Genomic DNA, 15,163 nt, shown 5'->3' on the forward strand with positions numbered 1-15,163 from the left:
GGCGGTAGCGTTCAGGGGGTGGCCGTGACCGATCCCGTCGATACCCGCCTGCTCGCCGCGCTCGCCGACCTCGGCAAGGCGGCGGTGCACGAGCTGGCGGCCAAGGTCGGCATGGATCCGCGCGAGGTCGCCTACCGGCTGGTGGCGCTGTCCGGCAGCGGGCTGCCGCTGCTCGTCGGCGTCGAGAGCGACCCCCAGGGCCTCCGGGCGGCGATCGCGGGCTCGCCGCCGTCGTGGGCGAACCGGCCGCCGCAGCAGTTCCCGCCCCCGCCGTCCCAGCCGGTGCCTCAGCAGCAGTTCCCGCCTCCACCGCCGTCCCAGCCGGTGCCGCAGCAGTCGCCGATGCCACCGCCGGGCCCGCACGGGGTGCCGTCGGGTCCGTACAACGTGCAGGGTGCGCCCTCGGGGCCGTACAACGTCCAAGGGGCGCCGTCCGGGCCGTACAACGTCCAGGGGACGCCGTCCGGCCGGTACCCGGGCCCGCCGCCCCAGCCGCGTCCGCCCCAGCAGTTCGCGCCGCCGCCGGACCCGGTGGTGAGCACCTGGGGCCTGCCGCAGACGGCGTCGTGGGCCCGCGGCGACGAGCCCGCCCGCCCCGCGGCCCCGGCCGGCGGCAAGAAGGGCCAGATCCGCGAGGTCCTGGAGACCCAGGGCCTGGAGGGCGAGCAGCTGTCGGTGCAGCTGCTGGAGGTCCAGGACCCGGCCGACTACCTGTTCAGCGCGGCCGGCTACCGCCTGGAGGAGGGCGAGCGCTCGGTGGTCGTGCACACCGAGATCACCAACCGCGGGGCGATCCCGTTCGCGTCGCTGCCCGACAATTACCTCGAACTGCTCGCCGCCGACGGCACCGCGATCGGCAAGGCCCCGGTGTCGCTGACGTCGCGGCCACCGCACAAGATCGGCGTCCAGCCGGGCGAAACCCTGGGCGGCCACACCGTGTACGTCCTCCCGGACGCGACGCGGGTGGTGTCGGTGCGCTGGAGCCCGCGGCCGGAACCGGACGAGCGCACTCTGACCTGGTCGATCGAGGACTAATAGCTCTCGTCCTGCAGGATCTTCAGCGCGTTCGCGAGGTCGTCCGGGTACTCCGACTCGAACTCGACCCAGCGGCCGTCCGCCGGGTGGGCGAACGCCAGGGTCTTCGCGTGCAGCCACTGGCGGCTCAGGCCGAGGTGGCGGGCCAGGACCGGGTCCGCGCCGTACGTCAGATCGCCGACGCACGGGTGCTTCAGCGCCGAGAAGTGGACGCGGATCTGGTGCGTGCGCCCGGTTTCGAGCTTGATGTGCGCCAGTGACGCCGCGCGGAACGCCTCGACGACCTCGTAGTGCGTCACGCTCGGGCGGCCGCCCTGGACGACCGCGAACTTGTAGTCGTGGCGGGGGTGGCGGTCGATCGGGGCGTCGATCGTGCCGCGCGTCGGGTCGGGGTGGCCCTGGACGATCGCGTGGTAGCCCTTGTCGACCGTGCGCTCCTTGAACGCGCGCTTCAGCACCGTGTACGCGTGCTCGCTCTTGGCCACCACCATCACGCCCGTCGTGCCCGCGTCGAGCCGGTGCACCACGCCCTGGCGCTCGGCCGCGCCCGACGTCGCGATGCGCAGGCCGGCCGCGGCGAGGCCGCCGACCACCGTCGGGCCGGTCCAGCCCGGGCTCGGGTGCACCGCGACGCCGACCGGCTTGGAGATCACGACGATGTCGTCGTCGTCGTGGAGGATCTTCATCCCCTCGACCGGCTCGGCGATGATCTCGACCGGGTTCGCCGGCTCCGGCAGCGTGATCTCCAGCAGGCCGCCGCCGGACAGCCGGTCGGACTTGCCGGCGGGACGGCCGTCGAGCAGCACGTCCCCGGCTTCGGCCAGCTCCGCGACGACGGTCCGCGAAAGGCCCAGCAGCTTGGCGAGGCCGGCGTCGACCCGCATCCCGTCGAGCCCGTCGGGCACCGGGAGCATCCGCGCGCTCACGCCTTTTCCTCCGGCTGCCCGGCCTTCTTCTTGTCCTTGGTCGACGTGCCGTCGTAGTCCTTGCCCAGCAGGGACAGCAGCACGATCAGCGCGCCGCCGACGCAGATCGCCGAGTCGGCGATGTTGAAGATCGCGAAGCCCTTGCCGTTCGGGGCGAACGCCGAGATGAAGTCGACGACGTGGCCCTGCAGCCCGCCGGGCGCGCGGAAGACGCGGTCGGTCAGGTTGCCCAGCGCTCCGGCGAGCACGAGGCCGAGCCCGATGGCCCAGCCGATCGAGCGCAGCCGCCGGGACAGCCAGATGATCGCGATGACGACGGCCAGCGCGACCAGCGCGAGCACCCACGTCATGCCGGTGGCCATCGAGAACGCCGCACCCGGGTTGCGGATCACCTGCAGGTAGACGAGGCCGCCGAGGATCCGGACCGGCTCCTTGCCCTCGAGGTTGGCGGCGACCAGGTTCTTCGTCACCAGGTCGATCGCCCAGAAGACGACGGCGACGGCGAACACCCAGCCCACGCGGCGCTTCGGCAGCGGCTTGGCCGGCGCCTCCGAAGTCTCCGAAGTCTCCGGAGTCTCGGCCGCGGTCTCGGGCACCGCCTCGTCGGGCGCGGCGGTGTCGGGTTCGGAGTGGCTGGGATCGGTGCTCACCGCTCCATTCTCCACGGCTGGTCAGGGTGCGTCGGCGGCAGTGTCGCGGGGGCGCCGCAGGAGGACCGCGAACGCGGCGGCGAACAGCACGCCCGCCGCACTCAGCGCGCCGGTCACAGGCGTCAGTAACAGCACGCTGACCAGCGCGAACACCACACTCACGGCGAGCGTGAACCAGCTGCGCTCGTACGCCGCCAGCACCAGCAGCCCCAGCGTCGCCACGAACACGCCCCGGACGTCGCCGGACAGCCTCAGCTCCAGGGTGGCGACCAAGTCGAGCAGCGGGACGGCCGCCAGCGCGCCCAAGGTGCCGAGCGCGAAGCGGACGGGCCGCGGCGGGGTGCCGGCGCGGCGCAGGCTCCGCCAGTACCAGGCCGCGACGGCGAGCACCACGCAGGCGAGGCCGGCCGTCCAGCCGAGGGCCGCCGGGGGCACCACGTCCACCGCGAAGGCATTCGCCGTGGACCGGGCGCCGTCCGCGAGCCCGGTGCCGCCGATCGCACCGGTTCCCAGGTCGTGGAGCTCCTGCGTCATCCGGTAGCCGCGCATGTTCACGAACTCGCCGGTCACCGGGGCGGCCGGGACCAGCGCGACCACCGCCATCACGAGCTGGGCGAACCCCAGCGCCGCCAACGGGAACCAGAGTCGTCGTCCATCCCCCATCGGGGCAGGATAGCGCCCGCCAGCAGGACGGCGGCCGAGATCACCACGCCCGGCAGGTCCGCCACGGCGACGGCCACCCCGCCGGCGAGCACCGCCACCGCGAGCACCGGGAGACTGCGTTCGTACCAGGCGACCACGGCCAGGCCGAGCGTCGCGAGCAGCGGGCCGCGGGTGGGCGCGCCGAGGTCGAACCAGCTGAAGGCCAGCAGGTCCAGCAGGGGCACGGCGAGCACGACGCCGGCGGTCGCGAGGGCGGTCACCTTCGCTCCCCACCGCCGGGCGTAGCACGCCACCACGGCGGCGAACGCCGCGATGAGCGTCCACTGCCAGGCCGGTCCGCTGCCGCCGTAGGCCAGGACGGTGTCGGCGATGCTCAAGAACTGCTGCCCGCCACCGTGGTCTTCGACGGTGAACCCGAAGATGCTGTCGTAGGACGGCCCGCCCGGCCCGGCCGGGAAGTGCGCCGCCAGGTCCGCGGTCACGGCCGAGCGGTGCACCAGCTCGACCGTCACCAGGACCAGCTCGGCGAAACCCAGCAACGCCAACGGAACCCCGTGCCTCCCCATCGGCCCAGGCTAACGCTCAGCAGAACGGCGGCAGCTCCCGCGGGTCGCCGGCCGGGGCCCAGCGGCCGTCCACCTTCGCGTACTCCCAGCGCGCCCCGCGCGCGACGATCTGGCGCAGCGCCAGCACGACGCGGTCGACGTGCTCCTCGGTGCTGCCCAGGCCGAGGCTGACGCGGATCGCCTGCCGCCCGTCGCCGCCGGTGACGCCGATGAGCCGCTTGGCCGCGATGTGGGCGCAGAAAGCGCCGTCGCGCACGCCGATGCCGTACTCGGCCGACAGCACCGCGGCCACCCAGCCGGGGTCGAAGCCGTCGAGGACGAAGCTGAGCGTGCCGACGCGGTCGACCGGCGCGTCGAACAGCCGCAGCTCGGCGCAGCCCGGGATGGCCTCGAGACCCTTGCGCAGCCGGGTGAGCAGGGCCTGCTCGTGCGCCACGACGGCGTCCCAGTTCTCGCTGAGCGTCTCGCAGGCGACGCCGAGCGCGTACACGCCGACGGTGTTGGGCGAGCCCGCTTCGTGGCGCTCGGGCCCGGTGTTCCAGACCACCGCGTCCTCGGTGACGAGCTTGGTCGCGCCGCCGCCGGCGAGGTACGGCTTGGCGGCGCGCAGCCAGTCGGCGCGGCCGATCAGCGCGCCCGCGCCGAAGGGGGCGTACAGCTTGTGGCCGGACAGGGCGACGTAGTCGACGTCCAGCTCCTTGATCGAGATCCGGCGGTGCGGGGCCAGCTGGGCGGCGTCGAGCGCGATGCGAGCGCCGTGCTTCCGTGCCACCGCGGCGATCTCGGCCACCGGCAGGAGCTCACCGGTCACATTGGACGCTCCGGTGACGACGACCAACCGCGGTCCCTGCGGGGAGTCCGCGAGGGCTTCGTCCACAGCGGACACTGCCGCGAGACGCGTGCGCGGGGTCGGGATCCGCCGGACGTTCGGGCCCTGCCACGGCAGCAGCGCGGCGTGGTGCTCGGTGTCGAACACGACGACCGTGGTGTGCCGGGGCAGGCTGCGGGCGAGCAGGTTGAAGGAGTCGGTGGTGTTGCGGGTGAAGACGACGGTGTCGGTCCGGCGGGCGTCGACGAAGCGGCGCAGGACGTCGCGGGTGCGCTCGTAGAGCTTGGTGGAGACCTGCGACGCGAAACCGGCGCCGCGGTGGACGCTGGCGTACCAGGGCAGGAACTCGTCGACCTTGGTGCGGACGGCGTCCAGACAGGGTGCGCTCGCGGCGTGGTCGAGGTTGGCGTAGCCGATGGTTTCGCCGGTGACGAGCGGGACCCGCAGGGACGCCCCGGCGACGGCCGGAACGGCCTGCGGGACAACGAGTCCGGTGAAGTCGGGCGAAGTGCTGGTGCGATCGATGGCGAGAGTCATCGGTGCCTCCTCGGCGGTCCGGGGGACCCCGGCGAGGGGCCCGCGCTTGCCCGTCGCACGACGCGACCGGCCCGGTCTTCACCCGGGGCACCCCACCGCGGAAGGAGGGTTGCCGGCCAGCAAGCCGGGGCTGAACGCTGGCACTCATGACCTGAGCCAGAAGGTAACCGAGAACGCCGCCGCCGGCCAACCCCCGACTTGCATTCTGAGACGGCGCTCACACACCGTGAGGTCTCAGAGCTTCGCGCGGAAGCGTCCCGGCAGCTGCGTCACGGCGTTGTCGGCGAGGTGCGTCGCCGTGCCGGTGTACTGCTCGGCGCCCGCGGTGAAGCGCCAGCCGCCGATGGTCTTGCCGTCGACGGCCTCACCGCTGGCCGCCGCGACGGCAGTCGAGACCTCGGCGAACGACTTGCCGTCCCAGTTCGCCGCCGCCGGGGCGTCCGGCAGGGTCCAGAGCGTGAAGTGCACGTGGGCGCCGGTGCTGCTGCCCCCGCACGGCAGCGCGTTGCCGGTCGAGCCGAGCTCGGCCCCGGCCTCGACGTGCTCACCGTCGGTGACCGTGATGCCCTCCATGTGGTAGTAGCCGGTCCGCCAGCCGCCGGCGTGGTCGAGGGTCACCCAGTCCCCGCCGGCGCAGTGCTGCAGGTGGACGGTGCCGGCCAGCGGCGCGCGCACGGTGCGGTCGGCCGGGCTGAAGTCGATGGCGTTCTTGACGCCGGTGCTGCCGTCGTCGGAGTGGATGCCGGCCGAGTAGACCTGCTGGCCGGCCTTGAACGGCAGGGCGAGCGCCGGGAACGGGGCGATTTCGGCGGTCGCGGCCGGCGCGGTGGCCAGCCCGAGGATCGCGGTCATCGCGGCGGCGAGGGCCGCCCCACGCACGTGAAGTTTGGTCACCCTGCGTACTCCTTTGACTCTGCACTCACCCATTCGAACTAACGAATGGAGCGCACAGTAAGCCAAAAGAGGGAACGAAGGGAAGATCGTGTGAGATTTTTGTGGGACAAGCGCCGGACATCGGCACTGGTTAACGGCCCGACTCGCCCTTCCAGCGGGCCAGGCGGCCGGCCCGGTCCACCGCGCGGAGCCGTCGCTCGACGTCGTCGCGGACGCCGCTCGTGGTGACCACCAGCAGCTGGTCGAGCTCCTGGAGCCGGCTGGTCTTCTGCGGCGTGAAGCCGGCGCCTTCGCGCACGACCAGGCTGACCGTCGCGCCGACCGGCAGCCGCAGCTCAGACAGGTACACGCCGTGCAGCTTCGACCCCGGCTGGATGCGGACCTGCAGCAGCTCGGCGCCCAGCTCGTCCAGCGGCGCGGAGTCGACTTCGATCTCGTGCGCCTCGGAGCTCTTCGCCAGCCCGAGCCAGCGCCCGAGCGGCCCGAGCGTCGCGCCCTGGACCAGCGTCAGCACGATGACCAGCACGAACACCGCGTCGACCAGCCGTTGCGCGCCCGGCACCCCCTGCGACAGCGGGATCATGGCGAGCACGATCGGCACCGCGCCGCGCAGGCCCGCCCACGACAGGAACGCCTGTTCCCGCCACGGCAGCCGGAACGGCAGCATCGCCAGCACGACCGACATCGGCCGGGCCAGCAGCAGCACGACGGCCCCCGCGACCAGGCCCGGCAGCACCGACTCGAGCACCCGGCTCGGCGAGGCGAACAGGCCGAGCAGCACGAACAGCCCGATCTGCGCCAGCCAGCCGAGCCCTTCGGCGAACGACAGCGTGTCCGAGCGGTGCGGCAGCCGCGAGTTCCCGAGCACCAGCGCGGCGACGTAGGTGGCGAGCAGCCCGGACGCGTGCAGCAGCTGCCCGGACGAGTACGCGACGACGCACACCGCGACCGTGGCGACCGGGTAGAGACCGGTCGCCGGCAACGCGGCCTTGCGCAGCGCGAGGCCGCCGAGCCAGCCGAACGCGAGCCCGATCGCCAGCCCTGCCGCGAGTTCGTAGACGACCAGCAGCGGCAGTGTCCAGTCCACAGTGGTGCCTTCGGCCAGCACCACGACGGCGATGTACGCGGGCGCGTCGTTGATGCCCGACTCGAGTTCCAGCGCCCCGGTGAGCCGTTTGCCGATCCCGGCCGAGCGCAGCACGGAGAACACCGCGGCCGCGTCGGTCGAGGCGAGCACCGCGCCCCACAGCAGCGCGAACCGCCAGTCGAGGCCCAGCAGCCAGTGCAGGGCGGCGCCGGTCACCGCGATGCTCACCACAACGGCCACAGTGGACAGTGCGATCCCGATGCCCAGCGCCGGTTTCACCGCCGACCAGCGGGTCGTCAGCCCGCCTTCGGCGAGGATCATGACGAGCGCGGCGAGGCCGAGCGACTGGGTCAGCTCGGGGTTGTCGAACCGGATGCCGAACCCGGCTTCGCCGAGCAGCACGCCGATCGCGAGGTAGAGCAGCAGCGACGGCAGGCCCAGCCGGATCGACACGCGCACGGCGAGCACGGAGGCGAGCAGCACGACGCCGCCGACGCCGAGCAGCACGGGAAGCTGGTCCATGCCGCCTCCCTCCGAGTGCCGTGGGCCCTCAGAATAGTGAAGCGGTCGAGTTAACTCCTTCGTGTACCGCTGGGGCGCGCCGACGGCGTGGTGTGTTAAGGCCCACCGAGCGCGGCGAGATCGACACCGAGCGCCGCGAACGGCTTCTCCGCCGCCGGAAACACCTTCACCGCGCGATGCCCGTCGCGGCCGACCCAGCCGGCGCCGACCGCGCGCTCGAGCAGCGCGGCGGGTACGGCTCCGGCGAGGTGGTCGCGCCGCTCCGTCCAATCCAGACAGTCGCGCAGCGGCGACCGCCGCCCGGGCTCGACCGGCACGCCGAGCTCGGCCAGCACCTCGCGGCCGCGGCCGGTCAGCGCCAGGCCGCCGTCGGCGTCGACCAGGCCGGTGGCCAGCATGCCGTCGCGGACCGCGACGCCGAGCACGCCGGCGAGGTGGTCGTAGCAGGTCCGCGCGAACCCGAGCCGCTTTACCCGCAACGACGACTTCAGCCCGGTCACGGGCCGGTGCTCGGCGTGCTGGGCGAGGTGCTCGATCAGCTCGGCGACGCGCGGGTCGGCGATCCGGACGTAGCTGGCCCGGCCCTGCTTGACCCGGGCGACGAACCCGGCGTCGACCAGCCGGGTGACGTGCTCGCTGGCCGTGGAGAGCGCGATCCCGGCCGCCTTCGCGAGCTCGCCGACGGTCCACGCCCGCCCGTCGAGCAGGGCGAGGCACATGGTGGCCCGGCTCGGGTCGGCGAGCACCGCGGCGACCTCGGCGAGAGCGATCGTCTCCATGCGCCCACGGTACGGCGGCCACCCTTCGCCCGCGGCCGAAGCGTCGCACGGACGACACGCGTACCCAGGCGGACGACCCGCGTACCCAGCTGGACGACACGCGTACTCGGGCGGACGACACGACCCAAGTCCGGCGTGTCGTCCATCGGGGTACGCGTGTCGTCTGGCCAGGTACGCGTGTCGTCCGCGCAGGTACGCGTGTCGTCCGGGCGGGTGCGGGTCAGAGGGCTTTCAGGAACTTCGCGGCCAGGGTGACCGCCGGGCCCGAGTCGTTCGAGTCCTCCAGGACCACCGCGAAAGCCACGTTGGCGCGGTAGCCGACGAACCAGCCCGTGGCCTCCGAGCCGTCGCCGAACTGGGCCGTTCCCGTCTTGCCGAAGACGTTCCCGGCGCCCGCCGCGCCCCGGCCCGTTCCGCTGGTGACGACCGCGCGCATCATCGTCCGCACCTGGCCGAGCACCGACGCCGGCGGCGGCGAGTAGCCCTTGACGACCGTCGTCTCCTGGTCGTGCCACAGCCGGGGCGTGATCGCCTTGCCGGACGCGACCGTCGCCGCCATCACCGCGCCGCCGAGGCAGCTCGCCTGGATCCGGCCCTGGCCGAACCCGTCCTCGACCTGCTCGTCCTTGCTCGCCGCGGGCTCGACCTTGCCCAGCTCGGTGTCGATCCCCGGGATCTCGTAGTCGGCGTTGAGACCCAGCTCGTTCGCGGCCTTCACCAGACCGTCGGCGGGCAGGTCCAGCGCGAGCCGCCCGAACGTCGTGTTGCACGACCGCGCGAACGCCGTCTGCAGGTTCGTCGCGCCCAGCTCGAAGCCCTCGTTCTTGACCGTGCGCGTCCCGATCGTCGCGACGCCGGGGCAGTCGACCGGCGACTGCGCGGTCAGGCCGCTCTGCTGGACCGCGGCGACGGACGTCGCGATCTTGAACGACGAACCGGGCTCGTACAGCCCGCTGAGCGCCTTCGGTGACAGCCCGGCGGCGCTGTTCTGCGCGACGGCCAGGATGTCGCCCGAGCCCGTGTCGAGCGCGACCAGCATCGCCGAGCCCTTGAAGCTGTCGACCGCGGCCTGCGCGGAGTTCTGCGCGGCCAGGCTCAGGCTCGACGTCACCGTCTTCGCGTCGCCGTCGGCCTTCCCGAACAGCGTCTCCAGGCTCTTCCCGCCGGTGTCGACGCGCTCGACGGCGAAGCCGCCGCCCGTCGCCGCCGAGACCTGCCCGACCAGCGCCGAGTGCAGCAGCGGAGCGGGGTTGCCCTCGACCGTCCGCAAGCCGCCGGCCCCGTTGACCAGCAGGGGCTTGCCGTCGCGGTCGGCGACGGCGGTCGTGTCCGGCACGGCCGTGCTGACGACCAGCCGCTGCCCCGTCTCCAGCTTCGGGTGCAGCAGCGACGGCGCCCAGTGCACGAGCCACTTGCCGTCGGCCTGGGTCAGCTCGAACGGCACGTCGTAGGTCCAGGTGCCCGGCTTCAGCGCCCACGCCATGCTGAACGTCCCGCTGGTCCGCTTGGCCCCGGCCGGGGTCGGCTGCAGGACGGTCAGCTTGGCCACGACCGACCTCGGGCTCAGCGTGTTCCGCGCGTCCCGCAGGGCCACCGCGGCCGCGGGTGCGGCGTCGGTCAGCTTGGCCGCCGCGTCCGGGTTGTTCTCGGCCACGTCCTGCAGGTACTCCGTGATCGCCGAGTGCGGGTCGGCCGCGCCCGGGCTCTCGACGCTCGTGGCCCCGGCTTCCGCCTCGGGCGCCGAACCGCCGTTCAGCACGAAGAACGCGGCGACGACGACCGCCACGACCAGCAGCACGCCGCCGATCAGGACACCGCGTCTCTTGGCAGGACTCATTTCGCGTACCCCTCCCCCAAGGAACGCCACCGCCGTGGGTGACCGGCCGATCTTAGCGGTCACCCACGACAGCTCGTCAGGCTTTCGCGACCGAAACCGTCACCTTCGTGCCGTCGCCGACCGTGCCCGCGAAACCCTCGGCCACCTCGCCGTGGGTCACCGACGTCGCCAGCGTCTCCGACGCCAGGAAGTCCTCGTGCGTCCGGGCCGCTTCGACGACGTCGGCCGGCGACTCGACGGTCAGCGCGATCCGGTCGGCGACATCGAGCCCGGCGTCCCGGCGGGCCTGCTGCACGACCCGGACCAGGTCGCGGACCAGGCCTTCGGCCGCCAGCTCCGGCGTCACCCCGGTGTCGATCAGGACCAGCCCGGACCCGCCGGGCAGCTCCGCCGCCGCGCCGCCGCCCTTGGCGACCAGCCGCCGCTCGAACTCGCCTTCCCGCAGCGAGATCCCGGCCGCGACGACGGTGTCGCCCCGCAGCGACCAGTCGCCCGCCTTGACGGCCTTGATCACGGTCTGGACGTCCTTGCCCAGGCGCGGGCCGGCGGCGCGGGCGTTGACCGCGACCTCGAACCCGCCGTGCGCGGCGACGTCGGTGGTCAGCTCGACCGCCTTGACGTTCACCTCGTCGCGCAGGATGTCGGCGAAGGGCGCCATCGACTCGGCGTCGCCGGCCGCCACGACCAGCGACGACAGCGGCAGCCGCACGCGCAGCTTGTTGGCCTTCCGCAGCGACAACGCCGAGGACGCCACCTGCCGCACCCGGTCCATCGCGGTGACGAGCGCCGCGTCGGCGGGCAGGTCGAGCGCGTTCGGCCAGTCGGTGAGGTGCACCGAACGGCCGCCGGTGAGCCCGCGCCAGACGACCTCGGTGGTCAGCGGCAGCAGCGGCGCCGCGACCCGCGACGTCACCTCCAGCACGGTGTGCAGCGTGTCGATCGCGTCCTTGTCGCCGGCCCAGAAGCGGTCCCGCGAGCGCCGCACGTACCAGTTCGTGAGGACCTCGAGGAAGTCCCGCACGGTCTGGCACGCGCCCGCGACGTCGTAGTGGTCCATCGCGTACTCGACGTCGGTGACGAGCTCGTGCGTCTTCGCCAGCACGTACCGGTCGAGCACGTTCGGCGAATCCGTGCGCCACTGGCCTTCCACGCCTTCGGCATTCGCGTAGAGCGCGAGGAAGTAGTACGAGTTCCACAGCGGCAGCACGGCCTGGCGGACGGCGTCGCGGATGCCCTTGTCGGTGACGACCAGGTTGCCGCCGCGCAGGATCGGGCTCGCCATCAGGTACCAGCGCATGGCGTCGGAGCCGTCGCGCTCGAGCACCTCGTTGACGTCCGGGTAGTTGCGCAGCGACTTGGACATCTTCGCGCCGTCCGAGCCCAGCACGATGCCGTGCGCGACGCAGGCGCGGAACGCCGGCCGGTCGAACAGCGCCGTCGCGAGCACGTGCAGCAGGTAGAACCAGCCGCGGGTCTGCCCGATGTACTCGACGATGAAGTCGCTCGGGTAGTGGTGCTCGAACCAGTCGGCGTTCTCGAACGGGTAGTGCACCTGGGCGTACGGCATCGAGCCCGAGTCGAACCAGACGTCGAGGACGTCCGGCACGCGGCGCATGGTGGACTTCCCCGTCGGGTCGTCCGGGTTCGGCCGGGTCAGCTCGTCGATGTAGGGCCGGTGCAGGTTGTCCAGCCGCACGCCGAAGTCGGCCTCCAGCTCGTCGAGCGAGCCATAGACGTCGGTGCGCGGGTACTCGGGGTCGTCGGACTGCCACACCGGGATCGGCGTGCCGAAGTACCGGTTGCGGGAGATCGACCAGTCGATCGCGTTCTCCAGCCACTTCCCGAACTGGCCGTCCTTGACGTTCTCCGGGTACCAGGTGATCTGCTGGTTCAGCTCGACCATCCGGTCCTTGAACTGCGTCACCGCGACGAACCACGACGAGACCGCGCGGTAGATCAGCGGGTTCCGGCAGCGCCAGCAGTGCGGGTAGGAGTGGTCGTAGGTCTCGTGCCGCAGCAGCACGGCACCCTGCTGCCCGGCCGAGCCCGTGCCGTTCTTGAGGTCCCGCACGATGTTCGGGTTGGCGTCGAAGACCTGCTGGCCCTCGTAGTCCGGCACGGTGGCGTCGAACTTGCCGTGCGCGTCGACCGGCGTGACCGGCGGGATGCCGGCGGCGTCGGTGACCACCTTGTCGTCGGCGCCGTAGGCCGGGGCGATGTGGACGATCCCGGTGCCGTCGTCGGTGGTGACGTAGTCCGCGGCGAGGACCCGGTGCGCGTTGTCGGTCCCGACGAAGTACGGGAACGGTGGCGCGTAACGGGTTCCGAGCAGCTGGGTGCCGGTGTAGCGCGCGACGACCGCCGGCTCTTCGCCGAGTTCACGCTCGTACGCGGCGACGCGCGCTTCGGCGAGCAGGAACCGCTTGCCGTCGCTCTCGACGACGACGTAGTCCACGTCCGGGTGCACGGCCGTGGCGAGGTTCGACGGCAGCGTCCACGGCGTGGTCGTCCAGATCAGCAGGTAGGTGCCGTCGAGCTCGTTGTCGTTGGCCTCCAGGCGGAACCCGACGGTGACGGCCGGGTCCTGGCGGTTGCGGTAGACGTCGTCGTCCATGCCCAGCTCGTGGTTGGACAGCGGCGTCGCGTCGCGCCAGCAGTACGGCAGGACGCGGTAGCCCTCGTAGACGAGTCCCTTGTCCCACAAGCGTTTGAACGCCCAGAGCACCGACTCCATGTACGTGACGTCGAGGGTCTTGTAGTCGTTGTCGAAGTCGACCCAGCGGGCCTGGCGGGTCACGTAGTCGCGCCACTCGTCGGTGTAGCGCAGCACGGACTCCTGCGAAGCCGCGTTGAACTTCGCGATGCCCATCTCTTCGATCTCGGACGTCTCGGTGATGCCGAGCTGGCGCATCGCTTCGAGCTCGGCGGGCAGGCCGTGGGTGTCCCAGCCGAAGCGGCGCTCGACCTTGCGGCCCTTCATCGTCTGGTAGCGCGGCACCAGGTCCTTGACGTACCCGGTGAGCAGGTGGCCGTAGTGCGGCAGGCCGTTGGCGAACGGCGGGCCGTCGTAGAAGACGTACTCGTTGTCGCCGTGCTCGCCGGCGGGGCGCGCGTCGATGGATGCCTGGAACGTCCGGTCCGTCTCCCAGTAGGCGAGGACCTGCTTCTCCAGCTCGGGGAAGGACGGCTGCGACGGCACACCCGCGCTGTCGTCGAGCTTGGCCTGGGGGTACATCCGGGTGCTCCTCGGTTCGTCTCTCTCGTACGGACGACCGGCTCCCGGTCACCCACACGGGGACGAGACGCCTTGCGGCGTTCCGCGGTACCACCCCGCTTGCCCGGCATCGTGCTCTCCGGGCCGCTCGTTCGACGGCTGTCACGGGCCGCACCCGTCCGGTTCTACTGAGAGCGGTGACGCTCGGTTCTTCCGGAGGCTCCCCGGTGATGGCCGGATCGACGCCTTGCTGGTTACCAGGTTAACCGGCCCGCGCAACCCGGTTGTCACGAGGGGCGGGTACGCCGGCCAGCGTCACGCCGATCGCCAGCAGCCACAACGTTCCCGCGATCAGGCCGGCGGTACGGAGGCCGCCGGGCGACCCGTCGCCCGCCACGGCGCCGAGCACCGCCACCCCGAGCGCGCCGCCGGCTTGGCGGGCGGTGTTGGTGATGCCGCTGGCGACGCCCGCGCGCCCGGGCGGGGTGCCGCCGACCGCGGCCGTCACGACCGCGGTCGTCAGCAGGCCCATGCCGATCCCCAGCCCCAGCAACGTCGACAGGAGGGCCGGATAGCCGCTGTTTTCCTTGAGCAGCACCAGGTTCAGCATCCCGGCCGCCCCGAGCGCGAGCCCGGCCACCATCAGCGGACGCGGCCCGGACCGGGCCACCAGCCGGCCCGCGACCGGTGCCAGCACCGAGAGCGGCAGGAACAGCGGCAGCACTTCGAGCCCGGCTTCCAGCGGCCCGGCGTGCCGGACGCCCTGCAGGTACAGCGTCAGCACGAGGATCGTGCCGATGCCGACGAAGTTCATCGCCGCCGCGACGAAGTTCGCGCCCGCCGTCCGCCGGGCGACGTCCAGGGGCAGCATCGGGTGCGCCGAGCGGCGCTCGACGACCAGGAACGCACCCAGCAGGGCGACCGCGAGCACCCCGGCGCCAATGCTCCGGCCGATGACCGCGTAGACCCCGGCGCCGAGCGCGGGCGCGGCGGTGACGATGCCGGCGACGTCGACCCGCCGCCCGGGCACGCGGTCGACGCGCGGGACGAGCCGACGGGTCGCGACGGCGGCCGCGAGCACGACCGGGACGTTGAGCCAGAACACCGGCCGCCAGCCGGCCGCGGCGACGATCGCGCCGCCGATCACCGGACCCGCCGACAGCGCCAGCGCCGACACGCCGGCCCAGATCCCGAGGGCTCGTGCGCGCTCGGCGCGTCCCGGGTAGGCGTTGGTGATCACGGCCAGGGTGCCCGGCAGCAGCAACGCGGCGCCCAGTCCCTGCCCGGCGCGGGCGACGACGAGCCACGCCGCGTCGCCGGCGAGCCCGCACGCGGCCGACGCGGCGCCGAACAGCGCGAAGCCCGCGAGGACGACCCGGCGGTGGCCGAAGACGTCGCCGAGTGCGCCGCCGGTGAGCAGCAGCGCGGCCAGGACGACCGCGTAGCCGTCCACCACCCACTGCAGTGCGGCGAGGTTCGCGCCGAGCTCGGTCCCGATGGAGGGAAGGGCGACGTTGACGACCGTGACGTCCAGCTGCACCAGGAACATCCCGGCGCACATAGTGAGCAGGAGCATGTCCCCAGTGGACCGCGCGGACGCTTCCGTCGCGGTGGAAGTGTGCCG

The 15,163-nt window shown here is 72.6% G+C and carries 12 protein-coding genes and 1 riboswitch; of the genes, 1 reads left to right on the plus strand and 11 read right to left on the minus strand.

What is annotated here, in order from left to right:
- The first annotated feature begins 18 nt into the window (after nucleotides 1-18).
- On the plus strand, nucleotides 19-1,035 hold the full coding sequence (locus ACZ7OU_RS39325; protein WP_470259201.1) for an AsnC family protein: 1,017 nt from the start codon (nucleotides 19-21) through the stop codon (nucleotides 1,033-1,035).
- On the opposite strand, the gene ACZ7OU_RS39330 is transcribed toward ACZ7OU_RS39325, so the two are convergent.
- The 11 genes from ACZ7OU_RS39330 to ACZ7OU_RS39380 form a co-directional block, all read right to left on the minus strand.
- A complete protein-coding gene (locus tag ACZ7OU_RS39330; RefSeq protein ID WP_470246260.1) occupies nucleotides 1,032-1,961 on the minus strand; it encodes an RluA family pseudouridine synthase in 930 nt (309 codons plus the stop codon). The two genes, ACZ7OU_RS39325 and ACZ7OU_RS39330, sit on opposite strands and share 4 nt — an antisense overlap.
- Entirely contained in the window at nucleotides 1,958-2,557 is a 600-nt protein-coding gene (gene lspA / locus ACZ7OU_RS39335) for a signal peptidase II (RefSeq protein ID WP_470259673.1), read from the minus strand. Before lspA ends, ACZ7OU_RS39330 begins: the two co-directional genes overlap by 4 nt.
- A gap of 75 nt (nucleotides 2,558-2,632) precedes the next feature.
- Nucleotides 2,633-3,274, minus strand: coding sequence for a hypothetical protein (locus ACZ7OU_RS39340; RefSeq protein ID WP_470259202.1), 642 nt, complete (start codon nucleotides 3,272-3,274; stop codon nucleotides 2,633-2,635).
- Nucleotides 3,214-3,840 carry a hypothetical protein gene (locus ACZ7OU_RS39345; RefSeq protein ID WP_470259203.1) on the minus strand — a complete coding sequence of 209 codons (627 nt, stop codon included), beginning with the start codon at nucleotides 3,838-3,840 and terminating at the stop codon, nucleotides 3,214-3,216. Before ACZ7OU_RS39345 ends, ACZ7OU_RS39340 begins: the two co-directional genes overlap by 61 nt.
- Before the next feature lie 16 nt (nucleotides 3,841-3,856).
- Complete coding sequence (locus tag ACZ7OU_RS39350) at nucleotides 3,857-5,206, minus strand: aminotransferase class V-fold PLP-dependent enzyme (protein ID WP_470259204.1); 1,350 nt, start codon at nucleotides 5,204-5,206, stop codon at nucleotides 3,857-3,859.
- A gap of 37 nt (nucleotides 5,207-5,243) precedes the next feature.
- Nucleotides 5,244-5,358: riboswitch (SAM riboswitch) on the minus strand.
- Nucleotides 5,359-5,440: 82 nt separating this feature from the next.
- Nucleotides 5,441-6,100 (minus strand): M23 family metallopeptidase, encoded by a 660-nt coding sequence (locus tag ACZ7OU_RS39355; protein WP_470259205.1) that lies wholly within the window; start codon nucleotides 6,098-6,100, stop codon nucleotides 5,441-5,443.
- Between the two features lie 130 nt (nucleotides 6,101-6,230).
- Nucleotides 6,231-7,709, minus strand: a complete 1,479-nt coding sequence (locus tag ACZ7OU_RS39360; protein ID WP_470246254.1) for a potassium/proton antiporter — start codon at nucleotides 7,707-7,709, stop codon at nucleotides 6,231-6,233.
- A 95-nt stretch (nucleotides 7,710-7,804) separates the two neighbouring features.
- Nucleotides 7,805-8,488 carry an ArsR/SmtB family transcription factor gene (locus ACZ7OU_RS39365; protein ID WP_470259206.1) on the minus strand — a complete coding sequence of 228 codons (684 nt, stop codon included), beginning with the start codon at nucleotides 8,486-8,488 and terminating at the stop codon, nucleotides 7,805-7,807.
- Nucleotides 8,489-8,708: 220 nt separating this feature from the next.
- Nucleotides 8,709-10,325, minus strand: coding sequence for a penicillin-binding transpeptidase domain-containing protein (locus tag ACZ7OU_RS39370; RefSeq protein ID WP_470259207.1), 1,617 nt, complete (start codon nucleotides 10,323-10,325; stop codon nucleotides 8,709-8,711).
- Nucleotides 10,326-10,401: 76 nt separating this feature from the next.
- Entirely contained in the window at nucleotides 10,402-13,560 is a 3,159-nt protein-coding gene (ileS, locus tag ACZ7OU_RS39375) for an isoleucine--tRNA ligase (protein ID WP_470259208.1), read from the minus strand.
- A gap of 241 nt (nucleotides 13,561-13,801) precedes the next feature.
- Entirely contained in the window at nucleotides 13,802-15,115 is a 1,314-nt protein-coding gene (locus ACZ7OU_RS39380) for an MFS transporter (protein WP_470259209.1), read from the minus strand.
- Nucleotides 15,116-15,163: the final 48 nt, after the last annotated feature.

The sequence above is a fragment of the Amycolatopsis sp. NPDC114505 genome (assembly GCF_055633615.1).